We start from the raw sequence: 20,070 nt of genomic DNA, 5'->3' as shown, positions 1-20,070 counted from the left end.
ACAGCCCTACCGGCACCTCGCGCGTCAAGCCTAGCCTGACGAGAGGGATCCTCTCACGCCGTGGCGCCCTTGTCGGGCGTCCGGCGCGAGAATCGCTCCCACGCCGCCTGTCGCGAGACGCCCAGCGCACGCCCGATCTCCGCCCACGAGATGGCCCGCTCGCGGAGCAGGTCGACCCACTCCTGGGCGAACGCGACGTTCTGCTCGGCCGAGGCGAGGATCCGCGGCAGCGTCGCGAGCAGCTCGGCCTGGCCCATCCGCTCCCACGGCATCTCCGCGCGGGCGGCCCGCCAGCTGGCCTCGTCGTGGAGGAGCGCATGGAAGTCGTCGACGCACCGCTCGCACACCTGGGCGCCGAGCCCGCCGATCAGGCGCAGGTCGGTGTCCGGTCCTCCGGGCTCGCCACAGAACGAGCAGATCCTGCCCCCGCGCGCGATCGCCATCCACTTCCTCCCTCACCGGCACTGCGCGACATCGTACGGCCCGGGCCGCGGCCCCGACGCCGGCCGGCGCGGTCGTCAGCCGACGGCGTCCGGACCCTCGAGCTCGGGCATCTCGAGGTCGTCGATCGGGTCGCCGCAGGTCTCGGCCAGGTAGTCGCCGAAGGCGTCGGTCTGCGCCTGCACCTGCTCCGAGGAGTCGGCGCCGCCGCCCTCGAGCTCCCTCAGCGTCTCGAGCGAGAAGTCGGAGGCGTCCATCCCCTTGGCCTGCTCGACGACCGCCTCGAAGCCCTTGCGCGCCTCGTCGGGGATGCCGGCCGGGGTGCCGACCTCCTCCATCCGCGCGCCCCAGTCCCGCACGGCGCGCGCCATGTCCTCGTCCCTCGGCAGCTCGGAGTCGGTCGGGTCCTCCGGCAGCAGACCGGACATCAGGCTGTCGGCCGTGTCGCAGAAGCGGTCCTCGTCGGCGTCGGTGGGAGGCTCGCCCGCCCCGCACGCGGAGGTGGCTGCGAGCAGCACCGCGGCGCCCGCCAGACCGAGCCGGGCATGGATGGTCATCTCGGGTCCCCTCCGGTGGGGCACGTCCCACCAGGCAGTCGCGTCGCGCGGGCGTCCACCCTCTCGCGACCGTCCCTACTCGTCCATCCCGAAGGGCTCCGGGAGCGGGAGGTCGAGGCAGCGGCCCAGCGACTCGAGGTAGTCCTCGCGCGGGCGTCGTACGACGCCCAGCGAGGCCAGGTGGGGGGTCTGCCACTGCACGTCGAGCACCCGCCGGTCGGCGTACCGGTCGCTCATCAGCTCGACCAGCGCCAGCAGCGCCACCTTCGACGCGTCGCGCTCGCGGTGGAACATCGACTCCCCCGCGAAGAGGCCGCCGACGCTGACGCCGTAGAGCCCGCCGGCGAGCTCGCCGTCGCGCCACGCCTCGACCGAGTGGGCCCAGCCGAGGCGGTGCAGGCGCGCGTAGGCGTGGCGGAACTCGGGCGTGATCCAGCCGTCGGGGCGATCGCGGCTGCCGCACGCGGAGATGACCTCGTCGAACGCGGTGTCGATGCGGATCTCGAAGTCGCGCGCGGAGCGGCGCAGCGAGCGTGAGACGCGCAGCCCGTCGAGCGGCAGCACCCCGCGCTCGACGGGCGAGAACCAGCCCAGGTGCTCCTCGCCGTCCAGGGTCACCGGCATCGGGAAGAGGCCGAGGGCGTAGGCGGTGACCAGGGTGCCCGGCTCGAGGTCGGCGCCCAGGGCGACGAGGTCGTCGTCCGGGTCCCACGTCGAGCGTGGGGGGAAGCCCCACGGCGTCGGAGCGGGGGCGATGGGCACGTTTCGCACGGTAGCGAACGGTCCAACCGGCCCGCGCGCCGGACACCTCGGCAAGGACCGGGGACGCTGGGGCGGCCCACCCGCCTCGGGGTGACGCCGGGTGGGACGCCGGGTGGGACGCCGGCCGTACGATCGGGGCATGGGCCTGAAGCAGACCGTGGGGCGGCAGCTCGCCCCCCGCATCCAGGAGCTCGCGCCGGGGTTGACGGGCGGGTTCGTGCGCGAGGCGCTCAACCGTGCGATCGACGGGATCGGCCCGCTCGCTCCCGCCGCGGTCGCCGCCGACAAGCAGCTGCGCGAGCAGCGCGGCGACGTCGAGCGGGCGATCCACGAGGTCATCGAGAACAACGTGCGCATCGCCGGCGCCCAGGGCTTCGCCACCAACGTCGGTGGCCTGGTGACGATGGCGGTCACGATCCCCGCCAACGTGACGGGCCTGGCGATCATCCAGTGCCGGATGGTCGCCGGCATCGCCCACCTCCGCGGCCACGACCTCGCCGACCCGCGCGTACGCAACGCCGTCCTCGCGGTGCTGCTCGGCGAGGACCAGGTCGACGAGATGGTGAGGAAGCGCCGCCTGCCGAGCACCCCGATGGCGCTGGCCACCGCCCCGGTGCACGACCCCACCCTGGACGGCAGCATCTCGGCCGTCGTGGCGACCGACATCATCGCCCGGGTGGCGGGCAAGCGACTGGCCACCACGCTCGGTCGCCGGGTGCCGGTCATCGGCGGCGTGGTCGGCATGAGCGCCGACGGCTTCGCCACCTGGCGGATCGGCCGCTACGCCGACCGCGAGCTGCTCGCGCGCCGGGCCTGAGCCCCTCGGGCCCCGACCTGGTGGCCCGGTCTGACACCTGGAGGCCGTTGCAACCCCCTCCAGGTGTCGGAGTCCCCGCTCGAGCGGGGACTTCGACAACCCGACGAGGGAGAACGGCGAGCCGCGAGAACGACCAGCCCGGGTCAGCCGCGGCGGCGGAGCCGGCGGTAGACGTCGAGCGAACCCCGGCCGGCGGCGGTCTCCTCGAGCGTGGTGACCACCTTGCGCCTGGCCCGGTAGGCGGGGGTCGCGCGGGCCCGGTCGAGCTGCTCGCGGGTCTCGTGCAGCTCGCGGTGGAGCCGCTCCTCGACCGCGCGCAGGCGGGCGGCCTCCACGAGCAGGGCGCTGATCGCGTCGAGCGCCGGCGGCAGCAGCTCGTCGGCGGTGACGGCGTCGGGGTCGGCGTACGTGCCGAGGTCGGGGCCGCGCAGGTCGTCGAGCGAGCCGACCACGTCGTAGCCGCGCGCGGCGAGCACCTCGATCCAGTGCTCGGAGAGCTCCCGCGCCCACGCGTGGTCGTCGGGCGGCAGGCCGAGCCGGGCGGACGTCACGCTCCGCGACAGGGTCTGGTGCGCCAGCGTCTCGCGGACCAGCGGGCGGTAGTCGGGGGGCGCGATGATCGAGGTGACCCGCTCGTTGATGGTGCGCAGCAGCGCGGTCTCGGGGACGCCGAGGGACGGGTTCTCCCGCTCGGCGGTCAGGTCGAGGGGCAGCCCGTCGAGGCCGAACGTCCGCGAGAACCGGCGCCACAGCTCGCCGCGGTCGGCACCCGGGGGCGGGAGCGTCACGAGGTGGACGCGCTCGGGCGGGAGCGAGGAGCCCCAGCGGTCGAGGATGTCGGGGACCTCCTGCACGGCCCAGAACCACGAGCCGATCCGCGAGTCGCGGGCGGGGTCGCGGATGGTCCGCAGGAACTGCGCGTAGGTGATGTGGCTGCGGTGCTTGACGTTCTCCTGCCACTCCGCGGGCACCTGGCGCACCAGGTCGCGCGCCGACAGCACGAGGTGGACCTCGGCGTCGCCGAGCGAGGCCAGCGCCCGCTCGACCTGCGTGGGCGTGGCCCGCGCGAAGATCTCGTGGCTGATGATCGAGGTGCCGTGCCACGACCGGACCTGCTCGGCCAGCCGGTCCCACGCGCCGACGGCCTCGGTCTCGATGCCGCCCCACGGGAGCGTCATCAGGTCGAGCGCGGCCAGGAAGTGGGCGTCGAACCGGTCGGCCGGGTAGAGGATGTCGTGCTCGCGGAGGACCGCCTGGTTGCGGAAGAGGACGTCCTGGAGGTAGGACGTCCCCGTCTTGGGGCAGCCCACGTGCAGAAGCACCCGCCTGCTCACCGCTCCACCGTCCTCTCCGCCGCGCCCGTGCGCCAGCGCGGGTCGACGATCATCCGGATCGCCAGGTCGAGCACCTGTCCGTCGTCCGGGGCGTCCGCACCGGCCCGCTCGGACCCGCGGGGGGCGAGGTCGGCGAGGTCGCCCACGACAGGGTAGCCAGCGCGGGTCAGCGCGCGGGTGGTGCGGGCCGCCGACGCGACCACCCAGTCGTGCTCCGCGGCGGGTACGCCGACCGGCGCGACCCCGGTGTCGGGGATCCGCCGCTGCAGGGTGCGCATCAGCGCGGGACGCTCCGCGACCGGCACCCGCAGCCCGACGACGGCCGCGACGCGACGCGCGAGCTCGGCCTGGTCGGCGCCCGGCACCCGCACCGCCGGCAGCCGGCGCACGCCGACCTGGCGCGGCAGCTGGTCGAGGTCGGTCACCACCCGGACGAACGGCCGGCGCCCGCCCCAGCGTCGTACGGAGTCGGCGAGGTCGACCCGGGCCGGCAGCTGGTCGCGCTGGCGCCAGAAGCGCAGCCAGTCGATCCACGGACGGCTGCCGTGCTCGAAGCAGCGCTGGGTCCAGGTGTGCACGAGCAGGTCGTCGAGCGGGCCACCGACCGCCACGACGAAGGCCCGCGGGCCGCCCTCGGGCCGGCCGCGGGCGAGCAGGTGCTCGCGGGTGGCGGTGGCGACCAGTGGGTCGCCCACGAGTCGGTAGCGGCGGCGCCAGGGCCGGGACAGGCGGGGGCGGACCGGGTCGGCGCCGAGCGCGACGAGGTCGTCGGCCAGCAGCGAGGCGGCGACGCGGAGCAGCTCGTGCTCGCCGACCGTCGCCGGATCGACCGGGCGGGGACCGAACGCGGCCGGCGCGGCCCCGACGAGCGGCAGGTCGGCCTTGCCGCGCCCGGCGGCCGGCGCCGCGAGCACCCGGTCGGCCAGCTCGGGCGAGGCCTGATCGGCGCCCGCGCCCCCGGCACTCGCCCGGGCGACGTTGACGCGGCGCAGCAGCTCGAGCTGCTGGGCGCCGGGCAGGGCGCGCCCGGCAGCCGGGCGACCGGCGCCCGGGCGACCGGCGCCCGGGCCGGACACGGGGTCGAGGTCCGGGCCGGTCCACTCCAGCCAGGGCGTGGTGCCGCCGGCGCGCAGGTGGGCGATCCAGCCAGGCACGGCCCCCGCGGGGCGCGTCACCGGTCGCGCAGCCGACGCGCGGTGTCGCGCAGCCGTCCGCCGAGGGAGTCGGAGGACGCGCGGGCGGCCGCCTCCTGCGTCATCACCGTCAGGGCGTCGAGCGCGGCGCCGAGCTCGAGCTTGGCGCGCACCCGGTCGGGGTCCTTCCACTTCTCGCCCTCGGCGGGCCGGCGCGGGCGCAGGTCCTCCACGTCGCCGATGACGTCGACGCCGCTGCCCCTGATCCAGTCGATCCACAGGTCGGCCTGCTCCTCGGCGAAGCCGTAGCGGTCGGGAGGGAGCCGGACCGGGACCGCCGTGCGGGAGACGAGCACCTGCTGGGCGAGCAGCTCGCGGATCAGCGCGTCGTACGCCGGGTCGCGCCACACGCCGAGCTCGAGGCGTCGGTTGAGCTTGCGCAGCAGCGAGGTCTCGGCGATGCCCAGCGAGCGGTTGTCGCGCTCGGAGTCGAGCGGGGCCCACGCCGGGTCGATGCCGAAGGCCCGGCAGAACCGCAGCCACAGCTCGTCGCCGTTGGGGCCGCGGTCGTGGGGGACGGTGACGACGTGCACCCGCTCCGGGGGGATCTTGGCGCCCCAGCGCGCGAGCACCGTGGGGAGGTCCATCGCGTTGAAGAACCACGTCTGGCTGCGCTCGACCTTGGTCAGGAAGCGCTTGAAGGGCCACTTGCGGCCCTGCTTGATCGACTCCTGCCACGCCGCGGGCAGCTGCCGGCCGAGGTCGCGCGCGGAGTAGACGACGTGCACCTCCTGGCCGGCGAGGTCGTTCATCGCCCGGGCGACCTTGTCGGGCTTGGCGCCGGCGAGGATCTCGTGGCTGATCACGACGTTGCCGTCGGCGCGGCGCACCTTGCGCATCATCGACTCCCAGGCGCCCTGGGCGTGGCCGGGGGCACCGCCCCAGTCCTGCTCGAGGAGGTCGAGCGCGGCCCGGAAGTGGAACATGTCGGAGCGACCGCCCCGCGGGCTGGGGATCGTCACGCCGTGCCGCGCCAGCGAGGAGGCGTTGAGCAGCAGCCGGTCCTGGAGGTAGGTCGTGCCGGTCTTGGGGGCGCCGATGTGGAGGTGGACGACGCGGCTCATGCGGCTGATTGTGCCCGAGCCGGGATGGTGCCGTGCGATGCGGCCGGCCGATCGCCCCGCCGATCGCCCCGCCGACGACCGTCCGCCACCGGGCTACCCGGCCCCGCCGAGGGCGCGGACGACGGCGCTGGGGCTCGGCCGGCCGAGCTGGGCGGCCATCCAGGTGCTGGTGGCCACGACGGCGTCGAGGTCGACCCCGTGCTCGATGCCGAGGCCGGTCAGCATCCACACCAGGTCCTCGGTGGCGAGGTTGCCGGTGGCCGACTTGGCGTAGGGGCAGCCGCCGAGCCCGCCGGCACTGGCGTCGAAGGTGGTGATGCCGGCCAGCAGCGCGGCGTGGGTGTTGGCGAGCGCCTGGCCGTAGGTGTCGTGGAAGTGCATCGCCAGCCGGTCGGTGCCGACGCCCGCCTCGCCGAACGCCGCCACGAGAGCCGCGACGTGGCCGGCGGTCGCCACGCCGATGGTGTCGCCGAGGCTGAGCTGGCTCGCGCCGAGGTCGAGCAGCCGGGTGCCGGCGGTGACGACCTGCTCGATCGCCACGGCGCCCTCCCACGGGTCGCCGAAGCACATCGAGACGTAGGCCCGGACGTCCATGCCCGCCTCCCGCGCCCGCGCCACGGTCGGCTCGAACATGGCGAACTGCTCGTCGAAGGTGCGGTTGAGGTTCTTGGTCGCGAAGGTCTCGGTCGCGCTGGCGAAGACGGCGATGTGCTCCAGGCCGAGCTCGAGGGCCCGGTCGAGGCCGCGCTCGTTGGGCACGAGCACCGGGAGGTGGCGGCCCTGCTCGCCCAGCTCGGTCATCAGCTCGGCGGCGTCGGCGAGCTGCGGCACCCAGCGCGGGTGCACGAAGCTGGTCGCCTCGACGATCGGCAGGCCCGCGGCGACGAGGCGGCGTACGAACTCGGCCTTGACCGCGACCGGGACGATCGCCTGCTCGTTCTGGAGGCCGTCGCGGGGGCCGACCTCGTAGATCGTGACGCGCTCCGGCAGGCCCTGGGCCCGCACCGTCATCGGGAGATCAGTCATCGTCCGCCTCCACCGTGAAGAGCACCGCGCCGAGCCTGACCAGGTCGCCGACGGCCGCGCCGACGATGGTGACCGTGCCGGCGAAGGGTGCCCGGAGCGCGAGCTCCATCTTCATCGCCTCCATCACCCCCATCGTCTCACCCTCGGCCACGGCCTGGCCCTCGGCGACGTGGACGGCCAGGACGGTGCCCGGCATCGGGGCGAGCAGCGTCCCGTCGCCGGTCGCGGCGGCGTGGTCGCCGAACGGGTCGGGGCGCTCCCACGCCCACCGCTGCCCGCGGTGCACGACGTCGACGAGGTCGCGCTGCACGTTGAGCACGGCGTGCTCGGCCACCCCGTCCACGAGCAGGTGGACGGTGTGGTCGGCCGCCGACACCAGGCGTACGTCATGGCTGGCGCCGTCGTGGGTGACCGTGCCGCGGTGCCGGTCGACGACCACCAGGTCCTCGCCGAGCACCACCGTGTCGGGCGCGGGGTCGGCGCCCATCCGCCACCCGTCGGCTCGCCACGGCCCGGGCTCGCCCATCGTGTCGAGCAGCACCTCGGTCCACGCGCCGAAGACCCGCGCGAGGTCCGCGTCGGGCGCCGCGACCTCGTGGCGGTCGAGCCATGCCGTGTCGATGGTCGCCCCGCGGAACTCCGGGGAGTCGGCCAGGGCGCGCAGGAAGCCGGTGTTGGTGGTGATCCCGAGGATCGCGGTCTCATCGAGGGCGCCGACGAGCGCAGCGCGGGCGGCCTCGCGGTCGGCGCCCCACGCGATGACCTTGCCGAGCATCGGGTCGTACGCCGTGGAGACGTCCTGCTCGGGCTCGAGCGCGTGGTCGACGCGGATCCCGGGAGTGCTGGAGCGCTCGACTCGGTGACCTGTCAGCTCGCTGGCGCTCGCGGACAGCTCACCGCTCTCAGGCCACCGCACGATCGACGTGCGCCCGGCCTGGGGCAGGAAGCCGTGGAAGGAGTCCTCCGCGTAGACGCGGGCCTCGATCGCGTGGCCGTCGAGGGTGACCTCGTCCTGGGTGAAGCCGAGCGGCTCGCCCGCAGCCACCCGCAGCTGGAGCTCGACGAGGTCGACGCGCTCGCCGCGGATCCGGACGACCTCCTCAGTGACCGGGTGCTCGACCTGGAGGCGGGTGTTCATCTCGAGGAAGTAGAACTCGCCGGTGGCGTTGTCGAGCAGGAACTCGACCGTGCCGGCGCCGGTGTAGCCGCACTGCTCGGCGAGGGCGACGGCCGACGAGGTGATCGCGGCGCGCTGCTCGTCGGTGATCGTCGGCGCGGGCGCCTCCTCCAGCACCTTCTGGTGCCGGCGCTGGGTCGAGCAGTCACGCTCGAAGAGGTGCCGCACGGTGCCGTGGGGGTCGCCGAAGACCTGCACCTCGATGTGGCGCCCCGACTCGACGTACTTCTCGATCAGGAGCGTGTCGTCGCCGAACGAGGAGGCGGCCTCGCGGGCGGCGGCCTCCCTCGCGTCGGGCAGCTCGGCGGCGCTGCGCACCACCCGCATCCCCTTGCCGCCACCGCCGGCGGCGGCCTTGACCAGGACCGGGTAGCTGAAGGTCGCCGGGTCGTCGTCGAGGGCGTACGACGGCACCACCGGAACGCCGGCCGCGAGCGCGATGTCGCGGGCCCGGTCCTTGCGGCCCATCGCGTCCATCACCTCGGCGCTCGGACCGATCAGGGTGATGCCCGCTTCGGCCAGCGCCCGCGCGAAGGGCGCGCGCTCGGACAGGAAGCCGTAGCCGGGGTGCACGGCCCAGCAGCCGTGGCGACGCGCCTCGCGCACGACCTCGTCGACGTCGAGGTAGGACGAGACGCGGCCCACCTCGTCGCAGGCCCGCACGTGGGGGGCGTCGGCGTCGAGGTCGGTGTGGATGGCCACCGTCGGCAGGCCGAGGCGCCGACAGGTCCGCGCGACGCGCACCGCGATCTCACCCCGGTTGGCGATGAGCACGCGCATGGTCTCGGGTCGGTCCATCGTCATCACATCCTGAAGATGCCGTAGGACGGCTCGGGGATCGGGGTGTACGACGTCGCGGCGAGCGCCATGCCGAGCACGCGGCGGGTGTCGGCGGGGTCGATGACGCCGTCGTCCCAGAGCCGGGCGCTGGCGTAGTAGGACGAGCCCTGGGTCTCGTACTGCTCGCGGATCGGCGCCTTGAACTCGTCGTCGTCCTCGCGGCCCGCGACGCTCGCGAGCACCGAGGCGGCCTGCTCCCCGCCCATGACCGAGATCCGGGCGTTGGGCCACATCCAGAGGAAGCGCGGGTCGTAGGCGCGACCGCACATGCCGTAGTTGCCGGCGCCGAACGAGCCGCCGATGACGACGGTGAACTTCGGCACGACGCTGCACGCGACCGCGGTGACCAGCTTGGCGCCGTCGCGGGCGATGCCCTTGTTCTCGTACTCGCGCCCGACCATGAAGCCGGTGATGTTCTGCAGGAACACCAGCGGGATCCCGCGCTGGTTGCACAGCTCGATGAAGTGGGCGCCCTTGAGCGCCGACTCGCTGAAGAGGATCCCGTTGTTGGCGACGATGCCGACCTCGTAGCCGTCGATGCGGGCGAAGCCGCACACCAGCGTGTCGCCGTAGAGCCTCTTGAACTCGTGGAAGCGGCTCCCGTCGACGAGCCGGCGGACCACCTCGCGCACGTCGTAGGGCGTGCGGGTGTCGGTGGGCACCACGTCGTAGAGCGACTCCGGCGGCTCGTGCGGCTCCTCCACCCCGGCCCGCGGCTGCCGGACCGGCTGCGCGGCGGGGAGCGTGTCGACGATCGAGCGGACGATCGCGAGCGCGTGGGCGTCGTCCTCGGCCAGGTGGTCGACGACGCCGGAGGTGCGGGCGTGGACGTCGCCGCCGCCCAGGTCCTCGGCCGTGACGACCTCGCCCGTCGCGGCCTTCACCAGCGGCGGGCCACCGAGGAAGATCGTGCCCTGCTCGCGGACGATGACCGTCTCGTCGGACATCGCCGGGACGTACGCCCCGCCGGCGGTGCACGAGCCCATCACGCTGGCGATCTGCGGGATCCCCTTCGCCGACAGGTTGGCCTGGTTGAAGAAGATCCGGCCGAAGTGCTCGCGGTCGGGGAAGACCTCGTCCTGCATCGGCAGGAACGCCCCACCGGAGTCGACGAGGTAGATGCAGGGCAGCCCGTTCTCCGCGGCGACCGTCTGCGCGCGGAGGTGCTTCTTGACCGTCATCGGGTAGTAGGTGCCGCCCTTGACGGTCGCGTCGTTGGCCACGACGACGCACTCGCGGCCCGCCACCCGGCCGATGCCGGCGACCACGCCGGCGGACGGGACGGCGTAGTCGTCGCCCCCCGACCCGCTGCCGTACATCCCGAACGCCGCCAGCGGCGCCAGCTCGAGGAACGGGCTGCCCGGGTCGAGCAGCCGGTCGACCCGGTCGCGGACCAGCAGCTTGCCGCGGTCGGTGTGCTTGCGCCGCGCGGACTCCGACCCGCCCTGGCGCACCCGCGCCAGCCGGGCGCGGAGGTCGTCGACGAGCTCGCGCATGGTGGGGGTGGTGCTCACGGGATCGGACACCGGCTCAGGTTAGCGATCGTTAACCTCCGGTGTCCATCACTCCACCCGACGGTCCGTGGGTCGACGACCGGGGGGCGGGAACTCACCACGCAGCACCGTGCCGCGGCCCGGCGCGGTGTCGAGCGCGAGGCGCCCGCCGGCCGCCTCCACGCGGGCCTCCATCCCGAGCAGCCCGCCGACGTCGACGCTGGGGCGGTCGAAGCCCCGGCCGTCGTCGCTCACGGCGAAGGAGAGGTGCGGACGCCCGCGGACGGTGATGGCGACCTCGGTCGCGCCGGAGTGCTTCGCGGCGTTGGTCAGCGCCTCGAGGATGCAGAAGTAGGCAGCCGCCTCGACGTCGCGGCTGTGCCGCTCGACGTCGGCGACGTCGAGGGTGACCGGCACCGCGGAGCGCCGCGCGGCCGATTGGAGCGCCGCCACCAGCCCGCGCTCGCTGAGCAGCGGCGGGTAGATGCCGCGGGCGAGCTCGCGCAGCTCCTCGGCGGTCGCACGAGTGTCGCCGGCCAGCTGCTCGAGCAGCGTCGCCGCTCCGTCGACGCTCCCGGCGGCGAGGGCCTTGCGGGCCCGCTCGATCGTCACGCTGGTGGCCAGCAGCCGCTGCTGCACGCCGTCGTGCAGGTCGCGCTCGAGACTGCGACGGGCGGCGTCGGCGACCTCGACGACCCGGCGCCGCGACTCCACGAGCTCGCCGGACTGCTCCTGCAGTCGGGCGTACGCCCCGCGCACCAGCAGCACCACCACGACCACCCCGGCCGGCAGCGACGACGCCACCACCAGGGCGTTGGCCCACCAGTGCTCGCTGACCGCCTCCGGCCGCCGCCACTCACCCAGCGCGGCGACGCCGGCGCTGCCGACCACCGCGACCACGCTGAGCGCCAGGATCCACCGCCGTCCCAGGAAGGAGGAGCCGATCAGCAGCGGCACCATCGTCAGCAGGGCGGTGAGCGGGCTGAGGACGGGCGTGGCCCAGGTGCCGCCGACGGCGAAGACCAGGGCGGCGAGCGTGAGGCCGACGACCGCCGCCGGGGCGCCGTGCCGGCGCGACAGCGGCGCGGTGGCCAGCAGCAGGGCGATCGAGAGCGCCATCACCGCGAGGTCGACCTCGGCCGCCCGGGGGCGGAAGCCGAGGACGTACGCCGCCGCGAGCAGCACCGTCGCCACGCCCAGCACGGCGAGGTTGATCCGCATCAGCCGCCGGAGCGCCGGGTCGAGGCTGTCCCAGCCGCCCAGGACCGAGCTCACCCTGGCCCGCTCACCCGAGCGCGATGCCGCCGACGCCGGCCTCGCTGAGGAAGACGAGCGTCGCGGCGACGCGGCGGTGGACGGGGGCGTCGGCGGGCAGGTCGAGCTTGGTCAGGATCGAGCCGACGTGCTTCTCCACCGCCCGGTCGGTGACGGCGAGCTGGTCGGCGATCGCGGCGTTGGTCATCCCGCGGGCCACCATGCCCAGCACCTCGAGCTCGCGGGGGGTGAGCCGGTCGAGGACGGAGTCGGCGCGCCGCGCGCCGCCCGCCACCAGGGAGTCGACCACGAGCTGGTCGATGACCGATCCGCCGGCCGCGACCGTGCGCAGCGCCGTGACCAGCTCGTCGACGTCGGCCACCCGCTCCTTGAGCAGGTAGCCGCGCCCGTCGCTGCCCTCGCGCACCAGGTCGAGGGCGTACTCCACGTCGGAGTACTGGGTCAGGGCGACCACCCCGACGCCGGGATGGGTGCGGCGCAGCTCGCCGGCCGCGCGGATCCCCTCGTCGGTGAGGTCGGGCGGCATCCGGATGTCGGTGAGCACCACGTCGGGACGGTGCTCGTCCACAGCCGCGAGCAGCTCGGGCAGGCTGGTGGCGGCCGCCACGACCTCGATGTCGTCGTGTCCCTCGAGCAGCGCGAGCACCCCGGCGCGCAGCAGGTCGCCGTCCTCGGCGAGCACCACGCGGATCGGGGGCATGGGCGCATCGTAGCGACCGAGTCCACTGTCCCACCCGCACCACGGGTCACGCGGCACGCAGCCGCTTCAACGCCGGATTCCGTGGTAGGCAATGGATTCCGCGACGGTATCCTTGGCCCGATCGTGGTGCTGGCACCACTCACACCTGGGGGTGTAGCGCCTACGATCTAGCATCGGGTCAGAGTTCATCGGTCGTGGGGACCGGCTGGACCGACGTGGGGGTGGTGCCAGGGGTGGCAGCACTGCGGAGCTGGGGAGGCACGTGTGATTCCGCTGGCAGTCTGGCAGGCGTCGGAGCGTCCGATGATGCTCCCGTCGCCTCGCCAACCACACGAGCGGTTAGCAGGCACTAACCTCGTCGCCGTGACTCCGCGCCGGCAGCAGATCCTCGACATCGCTGCCGACCTCTTCGCCGCCCGGGGCTTCCACGGCGTCTCCGTGGCCGAGCTGGGCGCCGCCTGCGGCATCTCCGGCCCGGCGCTCTACAAGCACTTCGAGTCCAAGGACGCGATGCTCGCCGAGATGCTGGTGAGCATCAGCGAGACCCTGCTCGCCGAGGGCCGCAGCCGCGTCGCCGCCGCCGACGGCCCGCGTGCGGCGCTCGAGGCGCTGGTCGAGTGGCACATCGAGTTCGCCCTCGGGCACCGCGCGCTCATCGTCGTGCAGGACCGCGACTGGAGCAGCCTGCCCGACCGGGCACGCGAGCGCGTACGCGCCCTGCAGCGCGCCTACGTCGACGTCTGGGCCACGCAGATCCGCCGCCACGACCCGACCCTGAGCCCGGAGACCTCGCGCGCCCGCGCCCACGTCGTCTTCGGCCTGCTCAACTCCACCCCGCACAGCGGCCGGCTCCCCGACCCGCAGATGCACGCGGTGCTCCGCGACATGGCCCACGGCGCGCTCGGGCTCTCCTGAGCATCGCCGCTCACCAGGCCTCGAACGGGCTGTCCTGCCCGAGCAGGCGGGCCGCACGGACGGCCGCGTCCTCGGCGACCACCAGGTCGTCGACCTCGGCCTGCCCGTCGAGCCCGCCGGGCCCGGTGGCCGGGTCGTCGTCGGGCGACGCGTCGGGCCGGGGCTGGCGGACCAGCCGGTGCAGGTCGCGCAGCACCCGCTCGCGCGAGAGCCCGCGCAGGTGGGTCAGCACGAACGGGTCGGCCTGGATCAGCCACGCCAGCTGGGTCAGCACGGCCAGCGCGTGGGGGCACGGGTCGAGCCAGGCGTCGCAGGTGCACGCCGAGCCCAGCTCGCCGCCGTAGGGCAGCAGCTCGACGCCCGCCTCCTCGACCGCCTCGACCAGCGAGTGCGGCAGCTGCCCGGCCAGGAGGGCGCCGATCCGCCCGGACTCGGCGGCGACGAGCTCGATGAACGCCGACGCGTCGGCGCCGTCGAGGACCGGGACGGTGACCTCGACGGTCCAGGCGTCCTGGCCGTCGTCGACTGCCGCCACCGCGCCGCCCTCGGTGACGGTGATCGCGCCGACCGACCCGGCGCGCGCGAGCGCACGACCGCGGCGCAGGTCGGTGACGCTGAAGGCGGCCTCCTCCACCGCGCGGAGCACGGCCTTGCTCCACCAGGTGCCGGACCCACCCCCGCGGCGGGGCGGCAGGCGGGGATGGGTGGTCGCGGTGTCGTCGGGCGGGGCCATCAGGTGCCCTCGCGACGCAGCTCGACCAGGTCGCGCAGCTCGGCGTCGGAGAGCTCGGTGAGCGCCGTCTCACCTCGCGACAGCACCGAGTCGGCCAGGGAGCGCTTGCGGGCCAGCAGCTCGGCGATCCGCTCCTCGATGGTGCCCTGGGTGACGAAGCGGTGCACCTGCACCGGTCGGGTCTGGCCGATCCGGTAGGCACGGTCGGTGGCCTGGTCCTCGACGGCGGGGTTCCACCAGCGGTCGAAGTGGATGACGTGGTCGGCCCGGGTGAGGTTGAGCCCGGTGCCGCCGGCCTTGAGGGAGAGCAGGAACACCGGCGCCTCGCCGGCCTGGAACCGCGCCACCATCTCGTCGCGCTGGCGCACCGGCGTGCCGCCGTGGAGCAGCTGGTGGGGCACCCCCGCCGCGGCGAGGTGGCGCACGAGCAGCTCGGCCATCGCGACGTACTGGGTGAAGACGAGGACGGCACCCTCCTCGGCCATCACCGTGCCGACCAGCTCGTCGAGGAGCTCGACCTTCTCTGAGCGCCCGCGCAGCCTGGGGTTGGCCTGGCGCAGGAAGTGGGCGGGATGGTTGCAGATCTGCTTGAGGCCGGTGAGCAGCTTGAGCACCAGGCCGCGGCGGGTCTCCTCGTCGGCCTCCTCGATGCGCCGCATCGACTCGCGCACCAGGGTCTCGTAGAGGACGACCTGCTCGCGGGTCAGGCCGAGCAGGTGGTCGGTCTCGGTCTTGGGCGGGAGCTCGGGGGCCACGCCCGGGTCGGACTTGCGGCGACGCAGCAGGAAGGGGTCGATCAGGTCGGCGAACTGCCGTGCCTTGGTGGGCTCGAGGCCCGACTCGATCGGGCCCGCCCACACCTTGCGGAAGGCGTTGCGGCTGCCGAGCAGGCCGGGGATGGCCCAGTCGAGGATCGACCAGAGCTCGGTGAGGTCGTTCTCGACCGGCGTGCCGGTGAGGGCGACCCGGGCGGTGCTGGGGATGGTGCGCAGCGCGCGCGCCGCGGCCGAGCGGGAGTTCTTGATGTGCTGTGCCTCGTCGGCGACGACGAGGTCCCAGGGCACCTCGGCCAGCAGCGCGGCGTCGTTGCGCATCGTGCCGTAGGTGGTGAGCACGAAGCCGTCGCGCACGCCGTCGAGGTCGCGCGTGCTGCCGTGGTGGCGGCGTACGGCGACGCCGGGGGCGAAGCGGCGGATCTCGGCCTCCCAGTTGCCGAGCAGCGAGGCCGGGCACACGACCAGGGTGGGAGCGCCGCCGCGCCCTTCGCTGCGGTGCAGGTGGAGCGCGATGACCGTGATCGTCTTGCCGAGGCCCATGTCGTCGGCCAGGCAGCCGCCGAGGCCCAGCGACGTCAGCTCGGCCAGCCACGACAGTCCGCGGCGCTGGTAGTCGCGCAGCTCGGCGCGCAGTCCGGCCGGAACGTCGACGAGCTCGCCGGTGACCGCGTCACGCACCCGGTCGCGCATCGCGAGCAGGCTCGCGCCGACGACCGCCTCGTAGGGGGCGTCCTCGATGTCGACGACCCCGGTGAGGGTCGCGGCCAGCGCCTGCACGGGGGTCACGGTGCGGATCAGCCTCTTGCGGGCCCGCTTGATCACGGCGGAGTCGACGGCGACCCAGTTGTCGCGGAGCTTGATGATCGGGCTGGTCGTGCGGGCCAGCGCGTCCATCTCGTCGTCGGTCAGCTCCTCGCCGTGCAGCGACAGCTGCCACTCGAAGCCGAACAGGGCCTGCGGTCCGAACAGGCCGTCCTGCAGCGGCTCCTCCCGCCCGCCGGCCGGCGCCCGGCGGCCCAGCTCGACGCGCTGGGTCACCTCGCGGTCGAGGTACTTCGGCCACATGACCGGGTGCCCGGCCTCGGTGAGCGCCGCGGCGCCGCCGTCGAGCAGCGAGAGGATCTCGTCGGTGTCGAGGGTGATCTCGTCGGGGACGCGCAGGTCGAGCAGCCGGTCGAGCACCGGCCAGGCGTCGGCCGCCGAGCGCAGGGCGATCGCGGCGTGGGTGCGGGCCCGCTCGCCGAAGCCGTGGGCCGCCTCGGGGCCGGTCTCGGCCCACAGCTCGGAGGCGTCGGCGACATGGGCGGGGTTGTCGACGGCGTGCACCTGCATCACCAGGCGCACGGCGCCCGCGACCAGCTCCTCCTCGTCGGCCTCGACCCGGAAGGAGATCGAGACCAGCTGGGGTCGGTCGTCGCGCCCGCGAGCCCGGATCCGGGCGATCCGCTGCTGCAGCCGGTCGCTGAAGTCGTCGGGGCTCCGCTGGGCGGGCGCGCGGTCGGGTGCGCGGGCGGGGCCGCGGTGCCGCGAGCGTCCCGGGGTGGTGCGGGGCATGGTGTCGACGACCGCGTCGAGCATCCCGCGCACCATCCCCTCGGCGGACGCCTCGTCGAAGCCGTCCCACGCCCGCGAGCGCGCCAGGTCGGCGATCCGCTGCTCGTCGGCCGCGTCGAGGCCCGCGACCTGCCAGTGCCGGCCCTCGGGGTCGGGGGCGAAGCGGCCCGACGCGACCAGCTGCAGGCCCATCAGCGCGGCTCCGGCGAGCAGCGCGACCGACGGGTGCACGTCGGCCTGGTCGCGCACCTTGCCGAGCACCGGCAGCGCGCCCCTGATCGGCATCACGATGGTGCGGCGCGCGTCGGTGAACTCCACCGACCCCTCCCGGGGCGGCTCCCCCACCAGCAGCCGGGCCGGTCCCGTGACCGGCACGAGGCTCATGCCCGCCCACCCTGGCGCGACGCCGCGGCCGGCGGCGGAGGTGAGGACCACGGTGGGATGTCGGTCATCTGGCCCCTCTCCGGTCCACCGGGTGGTGGACGACGAGACGCTAACGCCTCGCACCGACACGGAGTTCCCGCCCCCGGCTCGCCCCGGGCCTCGCGCAGGTGCTCGACCGGCTACGGTCGACGACCATGGGCACCCCCGTGGACGTCTCCGCACTGCTGGCCGCACACCCGGTGATCGACGGGCACAACGACTTGCTGTGGGAGGCGCGCGCGCAGGCGGCGTACGACTTCTCCCGCCTCGACGTCGGCGCGGGCGGCACCCCCACCCACACCGACCTGCCGCGGATGCGCGCGGGCGGGATGGGCGCGCAGTTCTGGTCGGTCTACGTGCCCACGCGGCTGACCGGCGACGCCGCCGTGAGCGCCACCCTCGAGCAGGTCGACGCCGCGCGGATGCTGACCGAGCGCTACGCCGACCAGCTGGTGTGGGCGACGACGGCCGACGAGGTCGAGGAGGCGTGGGTCTCCGACCGGATCGCCTCGCTCGCGGGCGCCGAGGGCGGCCACTCGATCGACTGCTCGCTCGGCACGCTGCGCGCGCTCCACGCGCTCGGCGTGCGCTACCTGACGCTCACCCACAACGCCAACACCCCCTGGGCCGACTCGGCCACCGACCGCCCGGTGGCCGGCGGGCTCACCGACTTCGGCCGCGAGGTCGTGCGCGAGATGAACCGCACCGGGATGATGGTCGACCTCTCCCACGTCTCCGCCGACACGATGCGCGACGCGCTCGAGGTCGCCGAGGCGCCGGTCATCTTCAGCCACAGCTCCGCGCGGGCGGTGACCGACAGCCCTCGCAACGCCCCGGACGACGTGCTCGAGGCGATGGCCCGCGGCGGCGGGGTGTGCATGGTCACCTTCGTGCCGAAGTTCGTCAACGAGGCCTGCGCCGACGCCCACCGCGAGATGGTCGCGGCCGCGGCGAGCGAGGGCGTCCCCGAGGCCGACGGCGTCCGGTTCGCGGCGTTCGAGCGGGCGTGGGTGGTCGACCACCCGCAGCCCACGGCCACGCTCGGCGACGTCGTCACCCACGTGGAGCACGTGCGCGAGGTGGCCGGCATCGACCACGTGGGGCTCGGCGGCGACTACGACGGGGTCGAGACCCTGCCCGCGGGGCTGGAGGACGTGTCGGCCTACCCGCGGCTGCTCTCCGCGCTGGCCGATCGCGGCTGGTCGACCGGGGACCTGGCCCGGCTGACCTGCCGCAACACCCTGCGGGTGATGCGCGAGGTCGAGGCGGTCGCGCTCGACCTGCAGTCGGAGCGCGGACCGAGCCTGGCGCGGATCGAGGACCTCGACGGCGTACGCCCGAGCGTCCGTGGCGGTGACCCGGGCGGTGCGTAAACCGATTGCGCCGGGGTCGCCCGCACCGCCTACCGTTGGCGGGTGACCCACACCCAGACCCAGCCCGGCGAGATCCGCCCCGAGCGCTCCGACAAGCTCGACAAGAACGTCCTGATGGTGGCCGGCGTCGTCGTCCTCGGCGCGATCATGTCGATCCTCGACATCACCGTCGTGTCCGTCGCGCTCAACACCTTCCAGGAGGAGTTCGACGCGACCGCCGCCGAGGTGGCCTGGACGATGACCGGCTACACCCTCGCCCTCGCCAGCGTCATCCCGCTGACGGGCTGGGCGGCCGACCGCTTCGGCACCAAGCGGCTCTACCTCCTCGCGGTGCTGCTCTTCACCCTCGGCTCGGTGCTGTGTGCCGCGGCGACGTCGCTGGAGACGCTCGTGCTCTTCCGGGTGCTCCAGGGCCTCGGCGGGGGCATGCTGATGCCGCTCGGCATGACGATCCTGACCCGCGCCGCCGGCCCCGAGCGGGTGGGCCGCGTGATGGCCGTGCTCGGCATCCCGATGCTCCTCGGCCCGATCTTCGGCCCGATCGTCGGCGGCGCCCTGATCGAGAGCGCGTCGTGGCACTGGATCTTCCTGATCAACCTGCCCATCGGCCTCGCCGCGATCGTCTACGCCTGGATCGTGCTGCCCAAGGACGACGTCGAGCCGTCGGAGACCTTCGACTGGCTGGGCATGCTGCTGCTCTCGCCCGGCCTCGCCGCGTTCCTCTACGGCGTCAGCTCCATCCCGGAGGAGGGCACCGTCATGGCTGCCCGGGTGCTGGTGCCGATGGTCGGCGGCCTCGCCCTCATCGCGGCGTTCGTGCCGTGGGCCCTCGCGCGGCGCAACGTCCACCCGCTGGTCGAGCTGCGCCTGTTCGCCAACCGCAACCTCACCGTCGCGATCATCGCGATGACGCTCTTCGCCATCGCCTTCTTCGGGGCCTCGCTGCTGTTCCCGCTCTACTTCATCCAGGTCCGCGGCGAGGGCACCCTCTTCACCGGCTGGCTGCTGGCCCCACAGGGCGTCGGCGCGATGCTCACCATGCCCCTCGCGGGCGTCCTCGCCGACCGGATCGGTCCCGGCAAGATCGTGCTCGTCGGGATCACGGTGATCACCGTCGGCATGGCGATGTTCACCCAGATCGGCGCCGACACCTCCTACGTCTACATCCTCGGCGCGCTGTTCATCATGGGCCTCGGCATGGGCGGCACGATGATGCCCATCATGTCCGCCGCGCTGGCGACGCTCACCGCGCACAACGTCGCCCGCGGCTCGACGCTGCTCAACATCACCCAGCAGGTCGCGGCCTCGATCGGCACCGCGCTCTTCTCGGTGATCCTCACCAACGAGCTCAAGGACTCGCGCTTCGTCGCCGCCGGCACCGCTCTGGCCGAGGCCGGCGACGACCAGACCAAGGTGGCCGCGATACTCGAGCGCTTCGGGATCTCGCCCGACCAGCTCGGCAACCTCGAGCAGCTGGTCACCAGCGACATGGCCGACGCGTTCGCGACGGTGTTCGTCGTCGCCACGGTGCTCGTCGCGTGCTGCCTGATCCCCGCGGCGTTCCTGCCCCGCAGGAGGCTCGCCCCGGTCGACCCCACCGTGCTGGTGGGTCACTGA

At 74.1% G+C, this 20,070-nt stretch carries 17 protein-coding genes; 4 read left to right on the top strand and 13 right to left on the bottom strand.

Going from position 1 to position 20,070, the window contains the following annotated elements:
* Window positions 1-53: 53 nt before the first annotated feature.
* From JX575_RS00475 to aat, 3 genes are all read right to left on the bottom strand, one after another.
* On the bottom strand, window positions 54-443 hold the full coding sequence (locus tag JX575_RS00475) for a ClpX C4-type zinc finger protein (protein ID WP_186339763.1): 390 nt from the start codon (window positions 441-443) through the stop codon (window positions 54-56).
* Window positions 444-518: 75 nt separating this feature from the next.
* Entirely contained in the window at window positions 519-998 is a 480-nt protein-coding gene (locus tag JX575_RS00470) for a hypothetical protein (RefSeq protein WP_186339762.1), read from the bottom strand.
* A 75-nt stretch (window positions 999-1,073) separates the two neighbouring features.
* Window positions 1,074-1,760 carry a leucyl/phenylalanyl-tRNA--protein transferase gene (aat, locus tag JX575_RS00465; protein ID WP_313960512.1) on the bottom strand — a complete coding sequence of 229 codons (687 nt, stop codon included), beginning with the start codon at window positions 1,758-1,760 and terminating at the stop codon, window positions 1,074-1,076.
* Window positions 1,761-1,899: 139 nt separating this feature from the next.
* On the opposite strand from aat, the gene JX575_RS00460 reads away from it, so the two are divergent.
* A complete protein-coding gene (locus JX575_RS00460; RefSeq protein WP_186339760.1) occupies window positions 1,900-2,577 on the top strand; it encodes an EcsC family protein in 678 nt (225 codons plus the stop codon).
* 143 nt (window positions 2,578-2,720) lie between these two features.
* Here the strand turns inward: JX575_RS00460 and JX575_RS00455 are convergent, their stop codons facing one another.
* The 8 genes from JX575_RS00455 to JX575_RS00420 all read right to left on the bottom strand — a co-directional run bounded on the left by JX575_RS00455 (window position 2,721) and on the right by JX575_RS00420 (window position 12,670).
* Entirely contained in the window at window positions 2,721-3,911 is a 1,191-nt protein-coding gene (locus JX575_RS00455; RefSeq protein WP_186339759.1) for a hypothetical protein, read from the bottom strand.
* The gene (locus JX575_RS00450) at window positions 3,908-5,086 is read right to left on the bottom strand and encodes a hypothetical protein (protein ID WP_186339758.1); all 1,179 of its coding nucleotides are present in this window, start codon (window positions 5,084-5,086) and stop codon (window positions 3,908-3,910) included. Before JX575_RS00450 ends, JX575_RS00455 begins: the two co-directional genes overlap by 4 nt.
* On the bottom strand, window positions 5,083-6,168 hold the full coding sequence (locus tag JX575_RS00445) for a hypothetical protein (protein ID WP_186339757.1): 1,086 nt from the start codon (window positions 6,166-6,168) through the stop codon (window positions 5,083-5,085). The genes JX575_RS00450 and JX575_RS00445 overlap by 4 nt, the downstream gene beginning before the upstream one ends.
* 93 nt (window positions 6,169-6,261) lie before the next feature.
* Complete coding sequence (locus JX575_RS00440) at window positions 6,262-7,194, bottom strand: hydroxymethylglutaryl-CoA lyase (protein ID WP_186339756.1); 933 nt, start codon at window positions 7,192-7,194, stop codon at window positions 6,262-6,264.
* Entirely contained in the window at window positions 7,187-9,169 is a 1,983-nt protein-coding gene (locus tag JX575_RS00435; RefSeq protein WP_186339755.1) for a biotin carboxylase N-terminal domain-containing protein, read from the bottom strand. The genes JX575_RS00440 and JX575_RS00435 overlap by 8 nt, the downstream gene beginning before the upstream one ends.
* A gap of 5 nt (window positions 9,170-9,174) precedes the next feature.
* Window positions 9,175-10,707, bottom strand: a complete 1,533-nt coding sequence (locus JX575_RS00430; RefSeq protein WP_186340370.1) for a carboxyl transferase domain-containing protein — start codon at window positions 10,705-10,707, stop codon at window positions 9,175-9,177.
* Between the two features lie 66 nt (window positions 10,708-10,773).
* Complete coding sequence (locus JX575_RS00425; RefSeq protein ID WP_186339754.1) at window positions 10,774-11,979, bottom strand: ATP-binding protein; 1,206 nt, start codon at window positions 11,977-11,979, stop codon at window positions 10,774-10,776.
* Window positions 11,980-11,989: 10 nt separating this feature from the next.
* Window positions 11,990-12,670: a response regulator transcription factor gene (locus tag JX575_RS00420; RefSeq protein WP_206054578.1), complete on the bottom strand. Its 681-nt coding sequence runs from the start codon at window positions 12,668-12,670 to the stop codon at window positions 11,990-11,992.
* Window positions 12,671-13,042: 372 nt separating this feature from the next.
* On the opposite strand from JX575_RS00420, the gene JX575_RS00415 reads away from it, so the two are divergent.
* A complete protein-coding gene (locus tag JX575_RS00415) occupies window positions 13,043-13,594 on the top strand; it encodes a TetR/AcrR family transcriptional regulator (protein WP_241005274.1) in 552 nt (183 codons plus the stop codon).
* 10 nt (window positions 13,595-13,604) lie between these two features.
* On the opposite strand, the gene JX575_RS00410 is transcribed toward JX575_RS00415, so the two are convergent.
* Together JX575_RS00410 and JX575_RS00405 are read right to left on the bottom strand one after the other, a co-directional pair.
* Window positions 13,605-14,327, bottom strand: a complete 723-nt coding sequence (locus JX575_RS00410) for a hypothetical protein (RefSeq protein ID WP_186339751.1) — start codon at window positions 14,325-14,327, stop codon at window positions 13,605-13,607.
* Complete coding sequence (locus JX575_RS00405) at window positions 14,327-17,041, bottom strand: DEAD/DEAH box helicase (protein WP_186339750.1); 2,715 nt, start codon at window positions 17,039-17,041, stop codon at window positions 14,327-14,329. Before JX575_RS00405 ends, JX575_RS00410 begins: the two co-directional genes overlap by 1 nt.
* Window positions 17,042-17,235: 194 nt before the next feature.
* On the opposite strand from JX575_RS00405, the gene JX575_RS00400 reads away from it, so the two are divergent.
* Together JX575_RS00400 and JX575_RS00395 are read left to right on the top strand one after the other, a co-directional pair.
* Entirely contained in the window at window positions 17,236-18,453 is a 1,218-nt protein-coding gene (locus JX575_RS00400; protein ID WP_186339749.1) for a dipeptidase, read from the top strand.
* A gap of 42 nt (window positions 18,454-18,495) precedes the next feature.
* A complete protein-coding gene (locus tag JX575_RS00395; protein WP_313960511.1) occupies window positions 18,496-20,070 on the top strand; it encodes a DHA2 family efflux MFS transporter permease subunit in 1,575 nt (524 codons plus the stop codon).

It is taken from the genome of Nocardioides sp. zg-1228 (genome assembly GCF_017086465.1).
Lineage (GTDB): Bacteria > Actinomycetota > Actinomycetes > Propionibacteriales > Nocardioidaceae > Nocardioides.
This window is presented reverse-complemented; position numbering and strand designations above follow the sequence as displayed.

Bases quoted from the DNA above. Each gene is read 5' to 3' on its own strand.
- JX575_RS00475 (WP_186339763.1), bottom strand. From the start codon at position 443: ATGGCGATCGCGCGCGGGGGCAGGATCTGCTCGTTCTGTGGCGAGCCC.
- JX575_RS00470 (WP_186339762.1), bottom strand. From the start codon at position 998: ATGACCATCCATGCCCGGCTCGGTCTGGCGGGCGCCGCGGTGCTGCTC.
- JX575_RS00460 (WP_186339760.1), top strand. From the start codon at position 1,900: ATGGGCCTGAAGCAGACCGTGGGGCGGCAGCTCGCCCCCCGCATCCAG.
- JX575_RS00445 (WP_186339757.1), bottom strand. From the start codon at position 6,168: ATGAGCCGCGTCGTCCACCTCCACATCGGCGCCCCCAAGACCGGCACG.
- JX575_RS00440 (WP_186339756.1), bottom strand. From the start codon at position 7,194: ATGACTGATCTCCCGATGACGGTGCGGGCCCAGGGCCTGCCGGAGCGC.
- JX575_RS00435 (WP_186339755.1), bottom strand. From the start codon at position 9,169: ATGGACCGACCCGAGACCATGCGCGTGCTCATCGCCAACCGGGGTGAG.
- JX575_RS00430 (WP_186340370.1), bottom strand. From the start codon at position 10,707: ATGCGCGAGCTCGTCGACGACCTCCGCGCCCGGCTGGCGCGGGTGCGC.
- JX575_RS00410 (WP_186339751.1), bottom strand. From the start codon at position 14,327: ATGGCCCCGCCCGACGACACCGCGACCACCCATCCCCGCCTGCCGCCC.
- JX575_RS00405 (WP_186339750.1), bottom strand. From the start codon at position 17,041: ATGAGCCTCGTGCCGGTCACGGGACCGGCCCGGCTGCTGGTGGGGGAG.
- JX575_RS00400 (WP_186339749.1), top strand. From the start codon at position 17,236: ATGGGCACCCCCGTGGACGTCTCCGCACTGCTGGCCGCACACCCGGTG.